At 43.7% G+C, this 21845-nt stretch carries 19 protein-coding genes; 8 read left to right on the top strand and 11 right to left on the bottom strand.

Annotated features, from left to right (window positions below):
• Positions 1-35: 35 nt before the first annotated feature.
• Both AC3A14_RS01870 and AC3A14_RS01865 read left to right on the top strand, forming a co-directional pair.
• Positions 36-455, top strand: coding sequence for a secondary thiamine-phosphate synthase enzyme YjbQ (locus tag AC3A14_RS01870; RefSeq protein WP_318731823.1), 420 nt, complete (start codon positions 36-38; stop codon positions 453-455).
• A 12-nt stretch (positions 456-467) separates the two neighbouring features.
• Positions 468-1370: an amino acid ABC transporter substrate-binding protein gene (locus AC3A14_RS01865; RefSeq protein ID WP_318731822.1), complete on the top strand. Its 903-nt coding sequence runs from the start codon at positions 468-470 to the stop codon at positions 1368-1370.
• Between the two features lie 141 nt (positions 1371-1511).
• On the opposite strand, the gene AC3A14_RS01860 is transcribed toward AC3A14_RS01865, so the two are convergent.
• Entirely contained in the window at positions 1512-2009 is a 498-nt protein-coding gene (locus AC3A14_RS01860; RefSeq protein ID WP_318719385.1) for an HNH endonuclease, read from the bottom strand.
• Between the two features lie 254 nt (positions 2010-2263).
• On the opposite strand from AC3A14_RS01860, the gene AC3A14_RS01855 reads away from it, so the two are divergent.
• The gene (locus AC3A14_RS01855) at positions 2264-3622 is read left to right on the top strand and encodes a calcium-binding protein (protein WP_318731821.1); all 1359 of its coding nucleotides are present in this window, start codon (positions 2264-2266) and stop codon (positions 3620-3622) included.
• 77 nt (positions 3623-3699) lie between these two features.
• Here the strand turns inward: AC3A14_RS01855 and AC3A14_RS01850 are convergent, their stop codons facing one another.
• The 4 genes from AC3A14_RS01850 to AC3A14_RS01835 all read right to left on the bottom strand — a co-directional run bounded on the left by AC3A14_RS01850 (position 3700) and on the right by AC3A14_RS01835 (position 7020).
• Entirely contained in the window at positions 3700-5112 is a 1413-nt protein-coding gene (locus AC3A14_RS01850; RefSeq protein ID WP_318731820.1) for a multicopper oxidase family protein, read from the bottom strand.
• A gap of 60 nt (positions 5113-5172) precedes the next feature.
• Positions 5173-5991 carry a DUF4058 family protein gene (locus AC3A14_RS01845; RefSeq protein ID WP_318731819.1) on the bottom strand — a complete coding sequence of 273 codons (819 nt, stop codon included), beginning with the start codon at positions 5989-5991 and terminating at the stop codon, positions 5173-5175.
• Positions 5992-6016: 25 nt separating this feature from the next.
• Positions 6017-6349, bottom strand: coding sequence for a DUF760 domain-containing protein (locus tag AC3A14_RS01840; RefSeq protein WP_271940082.1), 333 nt, complete (start codon positions 6347-6349; stop codon positions 6017-6019).
• 161 nt (positions 6350-6510) lie between these two features.
• Complete coding sequence (locus tag AC3A14_RS01835; protein ID WP_318719382.1) at positions 6511-7020, bottom strand: pentapeptide repeat-containing protein; 510 nt, start codon at positions 7018-7020, stop codon at positions 6511-6513.
• Between the two features lie 79 nt (positions 7021-7099).
• Between AC3A14_RS01835 and AC3A14_RS01830 the strand changes: the two genes are divergently transcribed.
• On the top strand, positions 7100-7510 hold the full coding sequence (locus tag AC3A14_RS01830; protein ID WP_318700587.1) for a YraN family protein: 411 nt from the start codon (positions 7100-7102) through the stop codon (positions 7508-7510).
• 97 nt (positions 7511-7607) lie between these two features.
• Positions 7608-7874 carry a hypothetical protein gene (locus AC3A14_RS01825; RefSeq protein WP_318731818.1) on the top strand — a complete coding sequence of 89 codons (267 nt, stop codon included), beginning with the start codon at positions 7608-7610 and terminating at the stop codon, positions 7872-7874.
• Between the two features lie 99 nt (positions 7875-7973).
• Here AC3A14_RS01825 and AC3A14_RS01820 read toward each other — a convergent pair whose 3' ends face one another.
• The 4 genes from AC3A14_RS01820 to sppA form a co-directional block, all read right to left on the bottom strand.
• Positions 7974-9071 carry a hybrid sensor histidine kinase/response regulator gene (locus AC3A14_RS01820; RefSeq protein ID WP_318731817.1) on the bottom strand — a complete coding sequence of 366 codons (1098 nt, stop codon included), beginning with the start codon at positions 9069-9071 and terminating at the stop codon, positions 7974-7976.
• Between the two features lie 2 nt (positions 9072-9073).
• Positions 9074-14866, bottom strand: a complete 5793-nt coding sequence (locus tag AC3A14_RS01815) for a PAS domain S-box protein (protein WP_318731816.1) — start codon at positions 14864-14866, stop codon at positions 9074-9076.
• 154 nt (positions 14867-15020) lie between these two features.
• Complete coding sequence (gene aroH / locus AC3A14_RS01810; RefSeq protein WP_318731815.1) at positions 15021-15410, bottom strand: chorismate mutase; 390 nt, start codon at positions 15408-15410, stop codon at positions 15021-15023.
• A gap of 66 nt (positions 15411-15476) precedes the next feature.
• Entirely contained in the window at positions 15477-16298 is an 822-nt protein-coding gene (sppA, locus tag AC3A14_RS01805; RefSeq protein WP_318731814.1) for a signal peptide peptidase SppA, read from the bottom strand.
• 166 nt (positions 16299-16464) lie between these two features.
• Between sppA and AC3A14_RS01800 the strand changes: the two genes are divergently transcribed.
• Together AC3A14_RS01800 and AC3A14_RS01795 are read left to right on the top strand one after the other, a co-directional pair.
• Positions 16465-17481 carry a DMT family transporter gene (locus AC3A14_RS01800; RefSeq protein ID WP_318731813.1) on the top strand — a complete coding sequence of 339 codons (1017 nt, stop codon included), beginning with the start codon at positions 16465-16467 and terminating at the stop codon, positions 17479-17481.
• 231 nt (positions 17482-17712) lie between these two features.
• The gene (locus AC3A14_RS01795) at positions 17713-19299 is read left to right on the top strand and encodes a peptidoglycan-binding protein (protein WP_318731812.1); all 1587 of its coding nucleotides are present in this window, start codon (positions 17713-17715) and stop codon (positions 19297-19299) included.
• Between the two features lie 27 nt (positions 19300-19326).
• Here the strand turns inward: AC3A14_RS01795 and AC3A14_RS01790 are convergent, their stop codons facing one another.
• Both AC3A14_RS01790 and AC3A14_RS01785 read right to left on the bottom strand, forming a co-directional pair.
• Positions 19327-20727 (bottom strand): AtzE family amidohydrolase, encoded by a 1401-nt coding sequence (locus AC3A14_RS01790; protein WP_413039027.1) that lies wholly within the window; start codon positions 20725-20727, stop codon positions 19327-19329.
• A gap of 2 nt (positions 20728-20729) precedes the next feature.
• The gene (locus tag AC3A14_RS01785; protein ID WP_318731810.1) at positions 20730-20918 is read right to left on the bottom strand and encodes a DUF4089 domain-containing protein; all 189 of its coding nucleotides are present in this window, start codon (positions 20916-20918) and stop codon (positions 20730-20732) included.
• Between the two features lie 107 nt (positions 20919-21025).
• Here AC3A14_RS01785 and AC3A14_RS01780 point away from each other — a divergent pair, with 107 nt between their 5' ends.
• Positions 21026-21397: a POTRA domain-containing protein gene (locus tag AC3A14_RS01780; protein WP_318731809.1), complete on the top strand. Its 372-nt coding sequence runs from the start codon at positions 21026-21028 to the stop codon at positions 21395-21397.
• Positions 21398-21845: the final 448 nt, after the last annotated feature.

Raw genomic sequence — 21845 nt, 5'->3', positions numbered from 1 at the left:
GTGTCTCCGTGTTTCCCCCATTCCCCTATTCCCCCATGACCCATTATCAAACCCAATTGCATATCAAAACCACAGGAAAGAACTTTTCCGCTATCACGGCTCAAATTAAACAAGTAGTCAAAGAATCTGGGATTCAAACTGGATTATGTACCCTGTTTTTAAGGCATACTTCCGCCAGTTTAGTCATTCAAGAAAATGCCGATCCTGATGTTTTGCAAGATTTAGCTAACTTTTTTGCCAAATTAGTTCCTGAAGATGGAATAAGTTATATTCATGATGCTGAAGGGCCAGATGATATGCCCGCTCATATCCGCAGCGCATTAACCAAAACATCAGAACAAATTCCCATTCACCAAGGACGCTTACTGTTAGGGACTTGGCAGGGGATTTACTTATGGGAACATCGCAGTCGGAGTCACCACCGGGCACTGGTCGTTCATATTAGTGGAAATTAGGAAAATATTCAGATGCAGAAAAAGCTAGCGATCGCTACGGCTCTATTGAGCTTAATTCCCCTTTCTATTGCTTATCCCAGTTGGGCAGCTAATGTTCTCAAACAAGTCAATCAAAGCGGAACTTTACGAGTTGCCGTTCGCCAAGATACCATTCCCTTTGGATTCAAAAACGATCGAGGACAATGGATGGGATTTTCTGTGGATTTAGTTAAGCGTATTCAAGTCGAGCTAGAAGCAGAATTGAATAAATCTATTGAGATAGAATGGGTCGAAGTTGATACCCAAAATCGGTTTCAAGCCATTCAAGAGAACCAGGTAGATCTCGATTGTGGTTCAAACTCCTTTACTTGGGAACGAGATGAAATCGTCGATTTTTCCATTAGCTACTTTAGCACAGGTACTCAGCTTTTAGTTCCACAACAAACTAAGATAGGAAACCCAGAATCTTTAGAGGACAAACGGATAGGAATTATTGAAAACACCACCAATGCTGAAATTATTCAAAAGATCCAACCCAATGCTGAATTTATCTGGGTGCGCGATCGCGTCCAGGGATTGCAACAATTAGAACAAGGAAACATTGATGCCCTAGTGAGTGATGGAGTTCTCCTAGAAGCTCTCCGGAGAACCGCCAAAGACCCCCAAGCCTGGAGAGTGACCCCCAGTCGTCCTTACAGCTTAGAATCCTATGCTTGTATTCTCCCAGAAAACAATTCTCGTTGGCAATCAATGATTAATTACAGCTTGGTTAAATATATGCAAGGATTTTTAACCGACAAACCTGCCGAAATTGCCATTTTTCAACGCTGGTTTGGAACAGATGGGTTACTTCCCTATCCTCGACAAGCCATTTATTTTCATTATCAAGAAACTCTAAATTCTTTACAGTGGCTTCCAGAAAATGAATGGGAATAGCTGTAAGATGGGGAGAAAAATCCCTGACAAGCGATTTCATCCTCCTACAAATTCACCGTATTGTTATTTGTAATAACGATAAAAGCAGATCATTACCCATCATTTAGTGTTGAAAAAAACCCTGAAGATGAAGTCAGGGGTTTAGATGCCAATCACATATTTTTTCCATTCTTGATGTGTACCGCTCGTCACATGCTTTTGCAGCTCGAAATAGAGACTGCTGTATGGCTTTCGTGGGGGATGAGATAAAGTCATGGAAGCTTCTTCCGGAGTCCGGTTTCCTTTTTTGACATTACAGCGAACACAGGCCGTGACTAAGTTTTCCCAAGTATCTCCTCCTTTGCGCGATCGCGGAATTACATGATCGAGCGTTAGACCCTCTCCCTTGTATCCACAGTATTGACAGCAATGGGAGTCTCTGTATAAAACATTTCGTCTCGTTAAGGGAATTTCTTTATAGGGAACTTGGATATAGTGCCGCAGTCGAATTACGGTTGGTAAGGGAAAACCAGGGCACAACAACTTACCATTGTGTTCTACTTGTTCGGCTTTTCCCTTGAGCAACAGAATAACCGCCCGTCGCCAGGTAGCGATATTGAGCGGTTCGTAAGAGGCATTTAACACCAGAACCTTGCTCATGGATATAGATAATTGCAAAAAAACTTTCAAATAGCCTAGCACATTGTTTTCCTTTAAGCATGAAATCAGGGATTGCAATCCATCTGTTCAGCTCCTTATTGATGGTTCTAAGGCTTTAAGCTGTACTCCATTGAACAGAGAAGCCCCATATTATATTTTTGGCGTTACCAATCTAAAAATAATCTAAAGTTTTCTAGTTTTTCCTGAAAAGACATAATAAATTATACTAGAATGTAAATAAAAATACTAAATCTATGCCAACAGATGAGTATGCATTAGAGTCTGCATTGACTTCAGGATCGGCGATCGCCGGAACCCCTAGCGCTGATACTCTGATTGGAACCCTGAACCCGGATCAAATTATTACTTATGCTGGAGACGATTGGATTGCCGGAAATCAAGGCTCAGATACTCTCAAAGCCAATACAGGCCAAGATCTACTTTATGGCGGACAAGACTCGGATTTGCTCCATGGAGGTCAAGGAAATGATACCCTTTACGGGGACAAGGGGAGCGATCGCCTTTCCGGAGACCTCGGTTCAGACCTCCTCATCGGGGGTGCAGATCGAGACTTCTTTATCCTCAGTCAGCCATCCCTCGCAAACCAGAACCAAGCAGATTGGATACTTGATTTTGAAGACGGTCAAGATTATATGCAACTTACGGGCGGCTTAAACTATGAGCGCCTAATCATCGCTTTAGGAACCGACAACCTCACCGGTACAACCCTCATTCAAGACCTACTCACCGGCCAAACCCTTGCCATTTTATCTGGTATTCATCCCAATCAATTAACCCCTGAAGACTTTATCAGTGAAGCTCTCCCCTTTAACCTCAGCCAAAGCACACAATTCGATTCTCCCTTACTCCTAGCCCCTCCCGAAACCCCCACCTCATTTAACATTGAATTTGACTATCGATTCGATCACAGTGGTTTTTTCAACGATCCGAACTGTCGTCAAATCCTAGAAACTGCTGCCTCCTTCTGGGAGCGCCATATTCTAGATGAATTTGCAGATCTAGCTCCCGGAACCCCCATTTATATCAAAAATCCCACCACTCGAAGCACCATATCCTTTACCCTAGACCGTCCTATTGATGATGTACTCGTCTTTGTTGGTGCAGCTCCCCTCTCCTCCCCAATTCTTGCTCAAGCAGGGCCAAGTGGCAATTGGACTCCTGATAGTGACCTCGATCGCCGATTTAACAGTACCAACTTTGAGCCTTGGACGGGTCACATCAGTTTTAATTCAAGCATTAATTGGTTTATCGATCCAACGCCCCAAACCCATAATGATATTCCGCCAGAACAAGTGGACTTAATGACCGTTGCGACTCATGAACTCGGCCATATTCTGGGTATAGGCAACTCCCAAGCCTTTAACCAATGGATATCCGGTCAAACCTTCATCGGACCCAATGCCCTAGTAATTACTGAGGGTTTAGCGGTTCCCTTAGCTGATGATTTATCCCATATTGAAGACCATTTCTTACCCAATGGCATCAGTGGAAATTCCTTACTCACACCCTTTGTTTCTTTAGGGGTACGACAATTCCCTACCCTTCTCGATTTAGCACTCTTACAAGACGTTGGATATCAGATTACGGTTTAGGGAATGGGGAATAAGAACAACCCAGTTTTGCCCTTTCCTTGAATATTCCATAAATAAGGCACTTGAGTGTTAAATTATCAAACAATCTCTAACATACCCATCATACCTTGATCTTCATGGTCGAGGATATGACAGTGGTAAACAGTTTTGCCGATAAAATCTTGATACTGAATTCGCAAGCGAACGGTTTCACCACGACGGACATTAACCACATCTTTCCAGGCTAAAAGCGGTTCAGGAGTTTGATTGCGGCTGATCACTTGGAATGAGTTGAGATGGATATGAAAGGGATGATCCATTCCTTCTGGATTAATGATTTCCCAATCTTCAATTTGATTCAATTTGACCCTAACATCGATACGTTGATGATTAAAGACCCGATCGTTAATCAAAAACACCATACCCATTCCTGGAGTCATGCCATGATTGAGGGTAAACTGGCGCAGGGTTTGTGGTTCGGGTAAGGGTTGGATGGGAATCAGGGTTTTGGGTAGGGGAATGGGAGTGACAGGTTCGGTATAGTTAAATGTAGAGATCGCCTGAGTTTGATTACTGCTAGACGATAATCTCATATGGCCCATCATGCCCACAGTTCCCCGGTCATAGGGTAGACTTAATAGCCTATACTGAGATGGAGGTCGATCTCCTTGAATTAAAACCTGTACTCGCTCTCCTGGTGCTAATAATAATTCGGTTAATTCTACCGGTTCAGAAATTGCGCCCCCATCCGTAGCAATTAAATAAAAGGGATGTTCATCCAAGGATAAGCGATAAAACCGAGAACTGGACGCATTCAACAAATGCAAGCGCAGCAAACCTTGGGCAGGAATAGAAAACTCTGGCTTGATTTTCCCATTCACCGTTACTAATTCTCCTTCTCTCCCTAACATAATTGCACCATGGGAGAGGTTGGAATTACGATTAGCAGTAAAATCTTGCAACACTAAAAAATCTTCAGAAGCAGCTTTGATTTCTGGGATTTCGTCTAATTCACCCCGGACAATCAACAAGCCAGCTAATCCTTTAAATACCTGTTCTGCTACTTGTCCATGGTAATGGGGATGATACCAAGAGGTGACTGCCGGATGATTTTCAGGCAGTGTAAATTCATAGCTGAATTGTTCTCCAGGAGGAACAGAAATAAACACATTATCAGCCGTTCCTGTGGGCGGAATATGTAATCCGTGATAATGAAGATTGCTCGTTTGAGGTAATTGATTCTGAAAATTAATTTTAATTGTATCTCCAGGTCTAGCTTCTAGTCTTGGCCCGGGAATTTGCCCATTATATCCCCATTGCATGAGCCGATTTCTGCCGAATTGCATTGGCATTTCTTGGGCAACCATATCCACAGATAAAAATCCGTCTTGACTGATATGGGTATTCGGCATAGCTGGTGCTTGGCTGATCGTTTTCCGATTACATTGACTCAGTAGTATCGTGCCGCTTGTCCCGGCCATATAAGCCAGTAATTTTCGTCGGTTGAGCATATTTTTTTATATAGTAGTTTTCACTTTTAAGTCCGGTTAAACACATGGTATCATAATGGACTAATCAGACTTGAGATCGGGTAGCGATCGCAGATTTTGCTTCCTTAACCAGCTATCCAGCCAAGCGCGATCCTCGTCCAAGAACAAAGGTGGCACAGGATCTTGACGATAATCTACCACTAGATCGTAACTCGCTTGGTCGTATACATTATCCAATAATAACTGTAAATCCACCAGGGGTTCCCTATCCCCAGGCTTTAGCGGTAAGGGAAATGAAGGGATAGCATCTTGCAAATTAAACCCATATAAGTCTGCTTGAGGACGACAGTCTCCTCGACTGACCAAAATTCGGTAATCTGTTCGACTACTGCTGGTGCTGGTATACATTGGCATCGGTTGTCCCTTACGCAGTAAATCAATTTCTACTAAATGAGTAGAACTTCCTAAAACTTTATTGCGCTTATCCTCATATTGCTTGCGCGTTTCAATCCTGAAACGTTTATTAATGGGAGAGATGATTTCAATAGAGGTTACTACTTCCTTGGTAGTAACCTCTCGCACTTCCAAATAACCTTGTCTAACAGTTACCGGAAGTGGAACTTCTACAGCCTGGGGTTGAGTTGGAGATCGTGCAACTGCAACATTGCTGGTTGGCTGTTTAATTGTCGTCTGTGAATTTTGTACTAAATCTGGAATGCTAACCAGTAGGGATTCTTGACCAATAGTTTTATAAACGCGTACCTCAACGGCAACCCTATATTGAGGACGAAGTTGGGGAGAAAGAAACCTAGCCAGTTCAATAATGAGCCAGTGATGGACTCCTGGCCAAAGTTCTGGATGTTCCAGATAAGGGTTCATCCCTGGAAAAGGGGAAGGCATAAACGGTCCTCATCACTGAGTTTTATTACTCTTCGTCGCTCAAGTTTGCCAGATGCTCTTCCAATCCCATGCGAGTTTCCGCTTTATGCAGAAAATAGCCCGTCATCATTGCCGAAGCTAACAAACGGCCTAACTGTTCCCGACTGGTGGTGATGGTAACCCCGAAATGGTCTGGAGGCAAATGTCCCAGCAATCCCACAATATTGTGTTCCATGACGCTGAGGGCTTCTTTAGAGGGTTGCGAGAGATGATTAACAGCTTCAGGGTCTAGGGAATGCAGATATTGACCTAGGACGTTGTTGTCATTAGCCAATTGCTCGAAGAGATCGGAATGTTGGGAGGGTATGTTAGGATTCATAGTTTTTGACTCAATGAGAGAGTGACTTCTGTTGACTGTTTTTACTGTAAACGAGGACTCAAAAAAGCCATTGGAGGTGAACCGAACTTAGGAAGCAGGGATTTTGCGAAACCGAGAAAAGTCTGAGCCTGCCCGAGTAGGGCAGGAGAGAATGGGTGAAGTTAATCACAGTAAAGGGTATCGCGGGTGTTTTCTCCGGTGATGGGGTTGGTTCCTTTGGCGATCGCACATAAATATTCCTGAGCATCATCTCGGAGAATCACATCAGTAAAATCTGCTCCCTCGATATTAGCATCTCTAAAGCTGGCCAGTTGGGCAAAAGCCCCTTCAAAGAGAACATCTTTCAAATTCGCCTTTCTAAAATTGGCTTCTCCAATAGTGGAATATCTCAGATCGGCTCCTTCTAAATTCGCTCTAATTAATTTGGCTCCAAATAAACTTGCTCCTCGCAAGTCTGCTCCCACAAAGCTACTTTCGGTCAGATCGGCTTGATCGAATTGGGCTTCTATGAGATCTTTCCCCGAAAAATCAGCGCCTTTCAGGTCTACTTTTTCATAGTTTTGGGCAAACGCCGGGGATAGGTTGCCGATGCTTCCAGTCAGGTTCAGCCCAAGGATTAGGCATACACTCAATAACCCGATCAGATAAGTAGGAATTTTTTTGACGGTCATGGGAATAGTCAGTTTAGGTATTCAACAGCGATATCATCATCCTATGGGAAGGTGGAGGCTGAAAAGAGGGTGGACTGACATGAGGCTCAATCCGGGAATACAAGGAGAAGAGACCGTTGCTCAATGGTTGCAACAGCAAGGTGCAATGATTTTGCATCGTCGGTGGCATTGTCGTTGGGGAGAGTTAGATCTGATTGTCCAATGGCAGGAAGAGTTGGTTTTTGTGGAGGTGAAAACCCGCAGTGCTGGCAATTGGGATCAGAATGGATTAGGTGCAATTTCTTCTAGGAAACAGGAGAAATTGCGCTGTGCTGCGGAACTCTTTCTAGCTGAGTCACCTGAGTTTGGTGAATGGGGATGTCGTTTTGATGTGGCGTTGGTCTATTATCAGAGAGTGGGTACGTGTTCAGATGTTCGGGCGATCGCCCCACCACTCACCTATGACCATCAGCAGTTTATGATTATAGACTATCTCCAAGGTGCATTTTAAAACTGACACTTGTGTGATTTAACTCATTTCAAAGTTGGGTTACAACTTCTATGATCGAAGTAACACCATCTAATTACCAAATCACGAGAGTTGCCCGATGTTGAAGTTCGCGATCTTATTCCTGGGAGCCTTTACCCTAATTCTCTGTACTACCCTCGTCTCAAATCCTGTCCAAGCACAACCCCCTAGCGAGCATACCATTGTCTATAGCTGGGGATACGATCGCGTAGGAAGTCATCAAAAGGTTTGCAAGCAGTTAGAGTCTGTCATTCAACCCAATCCGCGCTATATCGACAAACCCTCTTTACATACTTATAGCCGCTTAGTGAGAGATCGGTATTGCTCTCCAACAATCAATGATTAGATCTAGACTAATTATTTATACTTAAACTATCTATAAACTGATCTTTAACCAGGATTTTCAGCTCCTTGTCTGTCCTAGTGCCATCTATGACTGACCCAACTAGAAAACACAGGGGAAGGTAACGGTAAAAGCACTTCCCTTTCCTTGTTCACTCTCTACCATGATTTCACCTCCATGGAGATCAATTAAGCGTTTCACAATCGAAAGTCCTAAGCCAGTTCCGGGTATTTTTCCCACATTCGCGCCTCGTTCAAAGCGTTGAAAGAGTTTTTGGTGATAGTCTAGAGGTAACCCAATTCCTTGGTCTCGAACTGCAAGCCTAATCTCAGCTTCAGTTTGGGTAATATCAAGCTTAACAATTCCTCCATTTGGGGAATATTTGATGGCATTCGAGAGCAAATTCGAGAGAACATGACGTAGAATCATTGCATCAAGATTAATAATCCGGTTTTCTCCATAAAGAGTAAGCTCTAAATTATGTTTAGACGAGGCAATCACTTTAATTTCTTCAATAATCTCTTCACAAAACTCGACTACATTCATCTGTTCCGGATTAAACTCTAACTTTCCAAATTCAGTCCGACTTAACGTGAGAATATCTTCCAATAACTGATGCATATGTTGCGCTGCAGTTTGAATACGTTTTAAGTGCTTCTCTTTTTTCTCTTCCGTTAGCTTATTGCCATAACGTTGTAGCATTCCTGCTGACATTTGAATCGCGGTTAAAGGCGTTTTTAAATCATGGGACGCGATTGAGATATATTCTGTTTTTTCTTGACTGTTAGATTTTGCCTGAGCTAACGAAGATTTTATACTTAAGCTTTCCTGATATTTTTTTAACGCCATTTTAATCGTGGCATGAACTTCCCTTTCTTTAAAGGGTTTGAGTAAATAGCCATAAGATCCCGTTTTTTCAGCACGGGATAAAGTTTCATCATCAGCATAAGCCGTTAGATAGATAACTGGAATATTATATTGCTTTCTAATTTTTTCTGTAGTTTCAATGCCATCTATATCTCCTTTAATCACAATATCCATTAAAATCAAATCGGGAATAATCTCTCTAATTTTGTTGAGAGCTGCTTTTCCAGAAGAGACAATTCCCACTACTTCATAGCCTAACTTCTCTAACTTACGGGCTAATCCTTTGGCAATCAGTAACTCATCCTCAACAATTAAAATCTTGACAGGAGACATAATTATACCCTCTGACGATACTTTAACTCTGAAAATCGTAATTCAAATGTTGTGCCATGGTCTCTCAATAATGTAATTTCACCCTCTAACTGTTCCGTTAGGGTACAAACCAACTCCATGCCCAAAGAATCAACGTTGCGAAAATCTAAGTCTTCTGGGAAACCAATTCCATTATCTGCTACTTTGACCACAATTTGATTGTTATCTTGCTGATACATGATCACCTCCACTTTTCCTTGTGTTCCTTCAGGAAAAGCATGTTTCAAGGTATTGGATAATAATTCATTCACAATTAAGCCACAGGGATGAGCTGTTTCTATATTTAATAGAACGGGTTCGATATCTAAATAAAATCTAACCTTATTCTCTTCTACATTATAAGATTCAAACAAATTGGGGACTAAATCTTCCAAATATTCACCAAAATTAATCGTATCCAGAGTCATCGACCGATAGAGCTTTTCATGAATCAGAGCCATGGAATAAATACGATTTCGACTATCTTCCAAGACTTTAATTAAAGTAGGATCGCTGACATAATCTGCTTGAAATTCCAATAAATTAGAAACGACCAATAAATTATTTTTAACTCGATGATGTATTTCTTTTAAAAGAATTTCTTTTTCTTGCAAAGAAGTCACCAATCGACTTTCAGCTTGTTTGCGATCGCTAATATCTCGATACATCCATAGATGTCCGCGATCAATAGAGTCAATCAGTATAGGAACATAATTTTGTTCTAAGATGCGACCATCAGCCAATTGGATTTCCTGGTTTGTAACTATTTTATTATGGGTGAGAATGTCTTGATGGTGTTGACTGATTTCTTCTGGGCGATCAAATAAATGTGAAAATTCATCTCCAATATTTCCCCATTCTTGACCAATTAATCGGTCAGAACAATTTGTGGTTTTGAATAGATGACAAAAAGTTTGGTTAATTAACGCGACCTTATGATGTTCATCCTTCACTAAAACACCTAGTTGAAGATTAGAGATTAAACTGGTTAAGCGAGAGGTTGTTTCTTGTAATTTTTGTTCAATTCGTTTGCGATCGGTAATATCAATCCAATAGCCAATAATTTCTAGAGGATTTCCTTGTTCATCACGGACTAAATTGAGTTTATCGTAAATCCAAATATATCTCCCGTCTTTATGTAAAAAACGGTATTCATGGCTATAAAAACCCTGGTCAAATAAACTTTTTAAGCCATGCTGACTGATTTTATCTTGATCTTCTGGATGCAGATGAGTCCACCAAAAGTTTGCCTCAAACATTTCCAGTAATTCATAGCCAATAACATCATAGGCATTGTCACTCACAAATGTAAGCTCTAAGCTATCATTTGCCCGTAAACTATATAAAATACCAGGACTAGAAGAGAGTAAATATTGAATCCTTTCTTGGCTCATCAATAAAGCTGTTTCAGCAACAATTCGTTCTTTAAGCTCTCTTTGCAGTTGCTGATAAAATTCTGATTGTTGGATAGCGATCGCTAATTGGGAAGCAATCTGTTTTAATACCTCAATTTCTTCCTCTTTCCAGTCTCTGATTCGATCGCATTGATGGACAATCAACAATCCCCAAAGTAAATTATTTTGAATGATGGGAACTACGATTTTACTTTTGACTTGAAATTCTTGTAAAAACTCAACCAAGCAAGGACGAATATCTGTTTGAGTAATGTCGGATGTGGCATAGGTTTTGCCGGCAATATATTGATCGTAGCATTCTCGAGGAAAAGTCTCTTCTGGGAATTTTTTATCCAAGGTTTCAGTCCAACCTGGATTAACAGCTTCAGCAATTACTTGCCCTGTATAATTGGGTAAAACCCGATAGACTAATACGCGATCGGAGAGTAAAAGTTTTTTGACTTCTTGGACTGTAGTTGTCAGAATTTCTTGCAAATCCAAAGATTCTCGAATTCGTTGAGTAATCATACCAAATAGCTCTTCACGCTTAACTTTAGCCAGTAAATGTTCTTCAGCCACTTTGATTTCAGTGATATTATTTTGAATGCCTAGATAGTGAGTTAAAATACCCCGATCGTCATGAATTGGAGAAATGGTTGTTCGATTCCAAAACAAGGTTCCATTTTTGCGATAGTTTCGTAATACAACCGTACAGCTTTCTTCATTTTTTAATGCTTTACGAATCGTTGCAAGTCCCTCTTGCTGACGATCTGTCCCTTGTAGAATTCGGCAGTTCTTACCGATTATATCTTGTGCACAATATCCGGTGACTCGCTCAAAAGCAGGATTAACTGAAATCACGGGAAAATCGGGCTGTTGAGCATCGATAATAACGATACCATTACTACTAGCAGCGATCGCTCGTTCACTCAAGCGTAACTGCTCTTCAACTTGCTTGCGTTCCGTAATATCAGAAGCCGCCCCCAAAAGCTGTATTGGTTTTCCCTGATCGTTTCGCGTGAAAATTGTATCTCGACTTACGAACCAATGCCATTCCCCATGGCGATCGCGCATTCGGTATTCGATCTCCCAAATTTCTGTATTATTTGCATCGACTAATTCTTCCTGCCATTGGACTACTTTAGGTCGATCTTCTGGATGCAGGAAGTCTTCACAGACAATATTGCCCATTTCCTGAATCTGACGGGGAGTATACCCTAATACTAAGGCAATATCTTTGTTACTATAAACAGTCTTGTGTTGTTCTAAGTCATAAATATAGAGAATATTCGGACTGGCATCAGCAATACGTTGAATAAATCGCTCGTTCTCTTGCAGAGCTAATTCGGCTTTTTTACGGTGGGTAATATCTAAGGCTGCGCAAGTAATTCCGATAACCTGGTTCTCTGAACTTAATAAGGGGTCAACAGTTAAATCGTAGCACTTCAAATCCCCACGATCGGCAAGCATAACCTCCTCTCGCACACTGCTCTGAGAATCTAAGGCTTGTTGTTTGATTCGTTCTAATTTTTGGGCATCTTCTGGAGCAAACAAATCTCGATCGGACTTTCCAATTACTCCTTCTGCGGTATAACCGAGAACGGGATTATAAATCCAGGTATATCGCAGATCTAAATCTTGGTTAAAAACGATAATGGGGGAATTTTTTAGGGCAATTCTAAACCGTTCTTCGGCATAACGGAGGGCTTCATTGGCGGTTTCTAAATCAGCCGTGCGTTGAGCCACTTGATCTTCTAGGGTTTGATTGAGATATTTAAGAGCTTCTTCGGCTTGCTTGCGATCGCTAATATTGGTAATACTGCCCACATACCCTACAATATTTCCTTCCTCATCTACATCAGCAACCGCCTGACCCATGACCCAAACCACGGTCCCATCTCGATGTTGAAACCGATACTCAGAAGAAAAGGTACGATGCTCCTCAACCGCTTCATTCCACTCCTGAAACACCCATTCTAAATCTTCGGGATGGAGCGTTTGCGACCAACCCTCCATCATTGCTTCTTGCGCTGATAGACCTGTTATATCACACCAGCACTGATTGACGTATAAACACAGACCTTGATTATCCGTCTGAAAGATCCCCACAGGAGAAGCGGTAGCTAAAGTTACATAGTGTTTTCGACTCTCTTTTAAGGCTATTTCTATTTCTCGCCGCTCTGTGATATCTCGACCAACGGCGTAAAAATAGGATTCGTCGCTCGGCATAGCTGTCCAAGCAATCCATCGATAGGAACCATCCTGACAGCGATACCGATGTTCAAAATTAACGGTGGGGACTCTAGAAGCCAGTTGTTGTACTTGAGCTTGGGTGGCGGCTAAATCATCGGGATGGATGAAGTCAAATAAGCTTCTCGATTGCAGTTGATGTGGGCTATATCCTAAGAGTCCCTGAAAACGGGGGTTGATCCGTTTAAAAGAACCGTCAAAAGTAATAATACAAAACAGATCGAGGGAAAGGTTAAAAAATTGGTTTAATTCTTCAGTGAGTCGATGTTGCTCCAGGAAAGAAGCCAATAAATGGGCAATCGCCTCCAAAAATTGCACTTCATCAGGATTAAAATGACAATGCTCCCTGCTATGGACTCCCAGCACTCCAAAGGGTTGTTCTACACCGGGAATGATAGTTGTTATGCTACTGATAACTCTACCTTGATTGTGTAACACCGATCCTCGAAAGCGAGTTTCTATTTGTAGGTCGTCCACAACGACAGATTGACCACACCATAAGGTATACCCCGGTTGTGTATTTTTCGTGGCACTGAGTGTCAGTTGTTCAATGGAATGCTGAAGATTCTGATAATGAACAGAGGTAAATCCATGGGCAGCTTGAATTTGAAATGCTGCTTGATTGGGTAATAATTCCAGAATTTCTACGTAATCAACACTTAGGGTTTTGGCAATCTGCTGTACGATTTCGTTCATTAGAATCTGTAGGTCTGTAGTAGCGATCGCATACTGGCTTAAATAGGTTAAGGTTTGTTGTTGGCGATCGCGAAACCGAAGCTGTATTTGAGCTTCTTGTCGTCGGCTTAAATCTATTCCAGTGACGATCGCATGGGTAACGATCCCTAGGTTGCCAAAACTCTGGTTTGACCACTCAATACGGCGTTTTGTACTACCTTGAATCACCCAGTGGCATTGATAAGCCCCAGTCGATTCCCCCTGGAGTGCTTGCCCGATCGCCTGTTTAATCTGAGGTTGTTCGGCTACGGGAATCAGGAATTCCCAAAATCGCTGACCTTGAGCCTGTTTTTCCAGAACACCACTTAAACGTTGGCAGGCATTATTAAAGTAAATAATTTCACCCTGTCGATTAACGACCACCACTAACGCATCAACCGCATTGAGAATGGCGTGGGTAAAGTTCTTCTCTTGTTCCAAGGTATAGTACATCCATTGATGTTCCCTCAGTTGGGTCGGTAAATCTTGGAACGGTAAGCTTTGTTTGAGGCGGATTGCCAATTGATCCGCTTGCTGTTTAAGAAAGGCTTCATCGTTTCTAGACCAATGCCGAGGGGCGATCGCCTGTTGCGCGGTTAGCAATCCCCAGAGATGATTCTCTTGGAGAATGGGAACTACCAAATTCGCTTTGACCTGAATTTGCCGTAAGAATTCCACATAACAAGGGGTTAAGCCTCCTGATTCAATATCGTGGGTAACTTGAGTGCGCCCATTGATATAGGCTTTCAACAGATCTTCGCCAAAATGAGAATCGATAATCTTTATACTTAACAAAGATTTACATAAAGGATATACAGATTCTGCAATTACCGTACCACCGCCATCCGGTTCAAAACGATAAATTAAGACTCGATCGCACTTTAAACCCTGATGAATTTCTTTAACTGTGCGATCCAGAAGGGTCTGAAAACCAATATTGTGGCGATCGTCAGATTTTTTGTGTGTTGCTTGAAGTTGTGCCAAACCATAGTAAATAGAAATTGCATCTAAACCTTGTAGGCTTTTTTGCAGATCCGGGGCACAGACTACGCCCATGATATTCTGTTGGAGATCGAGTATGGGTAAATACTCAATCTGCTGCTCATACATCAGTTTTGTCACAGCCAACAGATCTAAATCTGGTTGCCACGTTAAACTATAACCCTGGGGAGTCATCACTCGCTCAACACTCACCGATCTCCATTGTTGCCAATGGGTGCGAATCTGATGATAATCCGATACCGTTATCACCCCTAATACTTGTTGGTTTTGGCTGACCACAAGATAAGGATAGGGCGATTCACGATTCCAAAACGCGATCGCTTCCTCTACACTCAGATCGGGGGAAATCACAACAGGGTGACGATCCAGTACACTTTCTAAACTTGGTAATTGAAAAGACACAGAAGCAAAGGACATAATTCACAGGCCGAAACAGTTCTAGTGGAAAGCCTTACCAAAAGCAGGAGAGAGTTGGCAACAATCTCAGCAGTCCTCATAACTCCTGCTCTACTATGTAACCTAATTTCATGATAGCCTCCAGACTGTTGCGACTGTCCAGCCTTCTGAGTTTTTAGCTTAATCCCTCTCGCAGATCTGGGTTTAAGTCAGGTCGTAGTTTCTTCGCCTCCCTTAAGTAGGGATGGCTCACATGATGTTCCACAGGCAAATAAGCATGAATCAGAAATCGGATACAGTGGGATAAGGCTCCTTCCACATGCATTTGTTGCACATCCAATAATGGCACATGATCCCATCCTTTTCTTTGACGGGCGATCGCCGCTGGAAACACTGCATCAAGATCGCGCGTGACTGAAAACGTGACACTAATCAGTTGGTCAGGACAAAGCTGGTTTTTTCGGTCTAGCTCATCGAGTAACTCGGTGACCGCTTTCTGGATCGCCTCAACGGTATTTTCTTCTACTGTTGTTGCTCCACGAATTGCCCGGACTTGCCAACCCACGTTCCTCTTCTCCATGCTTGTAATGATTGCTGGTCTGGTTTGGATACAGAAAAAATTACTCCCTATTCAAGGTCGATATAACCATAAGGGCAAGCCATTGGTTGATGCCTCAAACTCCAACCAGTCCATCGCAGCCGGCAATCCTGATTTTACCTGATTATCGCCACTAATAATGCGACTCCATAAAGGTTTGGGTTCTTCAATGGTTTTACACTCGGTTTTTTGGGGGTCAAGACCGACTAATTCGGCTAACCAGAGGCGAGCATCTTCTTCGGTTCCCAGTCGGTCAACCACCCCTAACTCTAAGGCCTGTTGACCGGTGAAAATTCGACCATCAGCAAAACTTTTAACCCGATCCACCTCTAAGTTCCGAGATTGGGCAACCGTTTCCACAAACTGCTGATAACTCGTATCAATCATCTGTTGGAGAATATCTTGCTCCTCCTGGGTTAATTCTCGGTCAAAGGCCAAGATATCTTTGTAAGGGCCAGATTTGACTACCTTAAACGAGACCCCAATTTTTTCTAACAGGCGCTCTAAGTTATTGCCCCGCAAAATCACCCCAATACTGCCGGTGATCGTTCCAGGGTTAGAGACGATATGCTCGGCTCCCATGCCGATATACACGCCACCCGATGCAGAAATATTACCAAAACTGGCCACAATTTTGAGCTTTTCGCGCAGTCGCATTAAGGCGGCGTAAATTTCCTGGGAATCCCCCACAGTTCCCCCAGGGGAATCAATCCGCAGTAGCAGAGCCGGGTATTTTTTCTCTTCGACTGTTTTGAGCGCTTCTAAAACCCGTTTGCGAGTTGCAGAGGCGATCGCCCCATTAATTTCAATCCGAGCTATTTGTTTTCGTGCTTTTGACTTAAAAAACCAAATCATAATTAACCTAGATGTTTACAGAGAACCAGACCAGCCCCCTTACCCATTATTGCTTAACCCGTTCTCAACCCCTTGACCGATCGCTTCACAAATCTACATAGACTACAATGTATCTTAACCATTCGCCCACTCAGAATCTTGGCTTGCTGCCCTCAACTGTAGAAATATGCAACTGAAACCCTTCAATAGTCAATCCTCTTTGCTCTTCTCCCTGATCTTAATTGCGCCGTTCTTCTTCTGGGGAACGGCTATGGTAGCGATGAAAGGTTCTCTTCCTCACACTACCCCCTTCTTTGTGGCTACCATGCGTCTTGTTCCTGCTGGACTTTTAATCCTGATCGCCGGTTGGCTCACTCAACGCCCCCAACCCCAAGGATGGAAAGCTTGGTTATGGATTAGTCTCTTTGCCCTTGTGGATGGAATCCTCTTCCAAGGCTTTCTTGCCCAAGGATTAGTCCGAACCAATGCGGGACTCGGATCGGTGATGATTGACTCCCAACCCCTAGCCGTAGCACTACTGGCTGCTGGGTTATTCGGGGAAACGATTGGTCTGTGGGGGGCATTCGGCTTAATCTTAGGCATAAGTGGCATTAGTCTGATTGGATTACCCGATGAATGGATTTTAGGTGGATTTCCGGTACAAGAGATGCCCAACTTGACCCAAATTTTCCAGAATGGACAAGGATTAATGCTCTTTGCTGCCCTCTCCATGGCAGTGGGAACCATTCTCATTCGTTATGTGAGCCGTCATGCCGATCCAGTCATGGCCACCGGTTGGCATATGATCCTAGGAGGACTTCCCCTGATGCTCGCCTCTGGACTTTGGGAAACTCACCAATGGGATGGACTATTGATCAATGATTGGATCGCGATCGCCTATTCAACGATTTTTGGCAGCGCGATCGCCTATGGACTCTTCTTCTACTTTGCCTCCTCTGGAAACCTCACGAGCCTCAGCTCCCTCACCTTCCTCACCCCTGTCTTTGCCCTCCTGTTTGGCAATCTGATCCTCGAAGAAATCCTCAGCCCCTTACAATGGCTAGGTGTAGGCTTAACCCTAATCAGCATCTACTTGGTTAATCAGCGAGAAATCCTAGCAGCCAAATTTAACCTGAAATTTTCCCCTAACCCAGATGCCTCCCTAACCCCACAGATAGTCGAAATTGATAAGCATAATCTGTAAACTGTAGAGTCCAAAAGCCCTTCGACCTTATGGTAAAATCCTCTTAGAATCCTCCATACCCATACCTCAAATTGCTCAACCCCCTTCCGAGCATCTGCTGAAACCCCCATTCCCATGGCATAATCCCCCAAAACAGGGAGGACATATCCTTGCCAGATCAAGCAATCCAAGGTATCACAGACTCATAGATCCCGATCCATAAACTCACTTCTCCGGCAGCGGCTTACCCTAATGTCCTATCGCCTCCCCTTATGCATTTTTAGTACCCTTGCCAGTCTAGGAATCATTACTTCTGCCACAGCGATCGCGCCAGGGATGGTTACCGAGCGCAGTCGAGGTATGGGTCAAATTATCGCTACTTCTAGCTTATCTGACCCTGAAAACAGACCTCTTCTGCTGGCTCAAGCCTCTGAAAATGTTTGCACTCAGGGTCTAGAATTAGCTCAGAAAGCCAATCAAGCCGGAAAAATTGCCACCACTGCTGGGCAATGGACTCAAATCTCCGAGCAATGGCAACAAGCCGCCGACTTCATGGCTCAAGTGCCCGCAGAAGATGACTGTTATGCTAAAGCTCAAGAGAGGATTAACTTTTATCGCAATAACAGTGAAATTGCTTTAGAAGAAGCCGAAAAAAGCCGCACCCCTAGACCCTTTCTCGTCCTGGGCGCTCAGGGAGAAGCGGTTACCCAACTTCAGCAACAGCTTAAAGACTTAGGTCATTTTCAAGGTGAAGTGGATGGTATTTTTGCTCAAACGACCCAGGAAGCCGCGATCGCATTCCAAAACGCACAAGGATTAGATGCTGATGGTCAAGTCGGTCAAAATACTTGGGATAATTTAGACTCTGCCCTCATTGCCCAGGCTTCTAGCAAAGCTGAAAGCGAAGAAAATGAATCAGAGAAAGATAATAAGGAGCAAAAACCTTCTCAGAGACAAGGGATCATCGGTTGGGTGATGATGGGGTTAGGAGGCTTAACCGTTTTAGGAGGAACGGTTTTTATCCTCCTTAAGCTGCTCAATCGACGAGTAGAAGAAGAGGACTTTGAAGAGGAGGAAGACGAGGAAGAACTAGACTCAATGGAGTCAGGAGCTGATTCTTCCGCCCCTGAACTGATGCCTTCTCTGGCTCAAGCCGCTCTAGAAAAACTGCGCAATGGGAAATCAGCCCATTGCGATCCAGAAACCGAATCCCAAGGTTTATCTGAAGAGCAACCCGAGCAAGTTTCTCCAGAAAAAAACGCCCATCCAGAACTCGAAAAAGAACCCATTTCTTCTGAAGAAGAATCCTCAGAATCGGAGAAAACCGATCAACTTTTGCCCGTTAATGAAACTACCCGTTTACCTAAACTTGCAATTGTTGAAGATTTAATTAAAGATTTAGAAAGTGCCGATCCTCAAAAGCGCCGTCAAGCCATTTGGGAATTGGGACAACGGGGGAATTCTTTGGCAGTGCAACCCTTGCTTAATTTACTGTTCGATTCTGATTCAGGACAGCGAACTTTAATTTTATCTGCTCTATCGGAAATTGGCGTAAAAACCATTAAGCCCATGAATCGAGCTTTATCTTTATCGTTACAAGATGATAATCCAGATGTCAGAAAAAATGCGATTCGAGATTTTACTCGCATGTATGAACTAATCGCCACCGTCAGCCATATGATGTGCCATGCAGTTGACGATCCAGATGAAGAAGTTCAAGAAGTTGCTGAGTGGGCTGTATTACAATTAAGACGGATTAGTGCTGCATCTAACATGGTGCAATTGAAAGAGAAAAAATCATCTAATGAATCTGATGATTTTCCAGATGATGATGATTAGTGGCATTCAAAAATTCGTAGATTTAGATTATTGTCGAGTGAATTTATGACTAGAGGCATCGATCGCCCCTCGATCTTCTAGAACGGCTGCCACGCGCAAAATGAGTGCCTCATTATAGGGAGCTGCTACAATCTGCACCCCCACCGGGAGCTGATGGGGACGATGAACAGGAACGGATAAAACGGGTAAGCCAATAAAAGAGAGGGGTTGAGTATAGCGACCTAAGTTAGGACGAAGCAACACATCTTCTCCTTGTATATTTAGGGTGGTTTGACCGATGGGAGTAGCTACACAAGGGGTCGTGGGAGCCAGAATGACATCGACTTCCCGAAAAACTTCCCGAATCCGATCGCGATACCAGCTCCGAAAGCGTTGTGCATTTAAGTACCATTGCGCGGGAATCATGGCTCCAGCAAAAAAGCGATCGCGCGTTGCCGGATCGAAGTCCTGTGGGGAGGCTTTCAAGTCTGATAAATGAACATTAGCCCCCTCACTGGCTGTAATCAGATAAGCCGCTTCCCTCGCTCGCGCTGCTTCGGAGAGCTTCACTGTCTGGGTTGCGCCTAATACTTGAGCTACCTTTTCTACTGCCTCGAAAACCTCTGGCTCTCCCCCTTGAGTAAAATAATCATCGGCGATCGCGATTCGTAAAGACTCGATCGGTTGATGTAGTTGCGGCAGGCAGGGTTCGGGGGGCAAGGTACAACAGACCGGATCGAGAGGATCTTCCCCTTGCAAAATATCAAACAACGTCGCCATATCTCGCACGGAGCGACCAAAAGGGCCAATATGATCCAGGCTACTGGAAAACAACATCACTCCAGCACGGGACAAACGACCATAGGTCGGTTTCAAGCCATAAACACCACACAACGCCGCTGGAATTCGGATTGAACCATTGGTATCTGACCCTAAACTAAAGGGCACTAAACCCCCAGCAACTGCCGCTGCCGAACCTCCGGATGATCCTCCTGCTATGCGGCTTAGATCGTAGGGGTTATGGGTGGGGCCATAATGGGCATTTTCCGTCACAAACCCATAGGCATATTCATCCATATTCAACGCTCCCACTAGAATAGCTCCCGCTCGCTTTAAACGGGCGATCGCCGTGGCATCTTGCCTCGCTCGAGCATGGGAGCGATGGATCTTGGAACCCGCTACCGTAGTTACCCCAGCAATATCAAATAAATTCTTCACCGCAAATGGAACTCCCGCCAGCGCCCCCGGGCGATCGCCCCTTTTGAGTCCTCGATCTAAGGCTTTGGCCTTCTCCAAGGCTTCTTCTGCTAAGAGCGTGGTAAAACAATTTAGGGAGGGATTATGGCGATCGATACGGCTTAACGTCGCTTCCATAATCTCTTGGGCACGATATTGTTGGTTGCGTACCCCACGAGCGATCGCAACCGCATCCAGATAATCAAGATCCAAGGTCATGGCTTAAAAATGGGAGCAACTTCAAGATCTTCAGGCAAAGGAAATTGGTTTAGAGATTGGGAGATCGCCATCAACCGAGTTATATTGTCGATCGTGCCGGGCTGATTTGCCCAGTCTGGTGGTAAATCGAGGACGGATGCCATTTGTACCACAAACGTTTCTGGATCGGGGTCTTGAGTATTCATAGGATCGGTTCACCAAAGCCTCCCATACTTGTTGCAATTTAGCATATGGAACGAACTCGACTCTCCTATTTTCCTAATTCTGGTATAGTTTGGCGACCGTTGTATCTATGGATCTGGGCACTGATAGCTGGGGTTTATTGTCTTTAGGTATACGCGATCGGGCGATCGCTCGAACCCCTGTTTCTTCTCCTCCTGCACGTCCTACTCCAGAGGAATTATTACCTCCTTCTGATCCTGAACCAGAACTTCCCAAGCTGCCTACTCAGATTATAGTCAAGCAATTCCAGGCGATCGGCAGTACCGTGTTTAGCGCTGAAGAATTAGCCGCTATCACTGCTCCTTTTACCCACCGTCCCCTTTCCCTAGCAGAATTATTTGAAGTTCGCGCACAGATTACTCAAGCCTATCGCGATCGCGGTTATATCAATTCTGGGGCATTTATTCCGCCCCAAGAATTTCTTGGGGATAATGGTCTGTAGAATTGGACTTCATTAGTGGTTTTATTCCAGAGATAACGAGTTCGTTCCATCACAACACTTGTTTATAGTCCTACCCATTTCTCCGATTGATATAGGGACTCAAACTCACTCAATTGCATCGCCCAAACTCGTCTTTTTTCTCGTCGGGGGTGTCCCGCTTCAACTCGCTGGTCATAGTCAATATTCCCGGATTGACTAGGGTTGGCTTTGAGGTGATTAAACCTCTGTTCAACTTCAGCCTCCTGAGTCGGATGATTTCGTTTTAAGGAGAGAACCTAATCGGCTTTTTTCTCTTGAATCTTTCCAGCAATTTCGGTCTGAGTCCCCATCGCCTCAATGGTTATAATTGCTCCCGTGACATCTAATAACTCTAGTAGAGCCGGAATCGCCCTAATTTCATTCGATTTATCGCCGACCGAATTTTGGCCTAAAATGAGTTGTTGTTCAC

It is taken from the genome of Roseofilum sp., assembly GCF_982964205.1.
The sequence above is the reverse complement of the archived record's forward strand: the minus strand, read 5'-3'. Positions and strand labels throughout refer to the sequence as shown.

What these genes read in the sequence shown, in the direction of transcription:
- AC3A14_RS01870 (WP_318731823.1), top strand. Translation starts at nt 36, where the DNA reads ATGACCCATTATCAAACCCAATTGCATATCAAAACCACAGGAAAGAAC.
- AC3A14_RS01865 (WP_318731822.1), top strand. Translation starts at nt 468, where the DNA reads ATGCAGAAAAAGCTAGCGATCGCTACGGCTCTATTGAGCTTAATTCCC.
- AC3A14_RS01860 (WP_318719385.1), bottom strand. Translation starts at nt 2,009, where the DNA reads ATGAGCAAGGTTCTGGTGTTAAATGCCTCTTACGAACCGCTCAATATC.
- AC3A14_RS01855 (WP_318731821.1), top strand. Translation starts at nt 2,264, where the DNA reads ATGCCAACAGATGAGTATGCATTAGAGTCTGCATTGACTTCAGGATCG.
- AC3A14_RS01850 (WP_318731820.1), bottom strand. Translation starts at nt 5,112, where the DNA reads ATGCTCAACCGACGAAAATTACTGGCTTATATGGCCGGGACAAGCGGC.
- AC3A14_RS01845 (WP_318731819.1), bottom strand. Translation starts at nt 5,991, where the DNA reads ATGCCTTCCCCTTTTCCAGGGATGAACCCTTATCTGGAACATCCAGAA.
- AC3A14_RS01840 (WP_271940082.1), bottom strand. Translation starts at nt 6,349, where the DNA reads ATGAATCCTAACATACCCTCCCAACATTCCGATCTCTTCGAGCAATTG.
- AC3A14_RS01835 (WP_318719382.1), bottom strand. Translation starts at nt 7,020, where the DNA reads ATGACCGTCAAAAAAATTCCTACTTATCTGATCGGGTTATTGAGTGTA.
- AC3A14_RS01830 (WP_318700587.1), top strand. Translation starts at nt 7,100, where the DNA reads ATGAGGCTCAATCCGGGAATACAAGGAGAAGAGACCGTTGCTCAATGG.
- AC3A14_RS01825 (WP_318731818.1), top strand. Translation starts at nt 7,608, where the DNA reads ATGTTGAAGTTCGCGATCTTATTCCTGGGAGCCTTTACCCTAATTCTC.
- AC3A14_RS01820 (WP_318731817.1), bottom strand. Translation starts at nt 9,071, where the DNA reads ATGTCTCCTGTCAAGATTTTAATTGTTGAGGATGAGTTACTGATTGCC.
- AC3A14_RS01815 (WP_318731816.1), bottom strand. Translation starts at nt 14,866, where the DNA reads ATGTCCTTTGCTTCTGTGTCTTTTCAATTACCAAGTTTAGAAAGTGTA.
- sppA (WP_318731814.1), bottom strand. Translation starts at nt 16,298, where the DNA reads ATGATTTGGTTTTTTAAGTCAAAAGCACGAAAACAAATAGCTCGGATT.
- AC3A14_RS01800 (WP_318731813.1), top strand. Translation starts at nt 16,465, where the DNA reads ATGCAACTGAAACCCTTCAATAGTCAATCCTCTTTGCTCTTCTCCCTG.
- AC3A14_RS01795 (WP_318731812.1), top strand. Translation starts at nt 17,713, where the DNA reads ATGTCCTATCGCCTCCCCTTATGCATTTTTAGTACCCTTGCCAGTCTA.
- AC3A14_RS01785 (WP_318731810.1), bottom strand. Translation starts at nt 20,918, where the DNA reads ATGAATACTCAAGACCCCGATCCAGAAACGTTTGTGGTACAAATGGCA.
- AC3A14_RS01780 (WP_318731809.1), top strand. Translation starts at nt 21,026, where the DNA reads ATGGATCTGGGCACTGATAGCTGGGGTTTATTGTCTTTAGGTATACGC.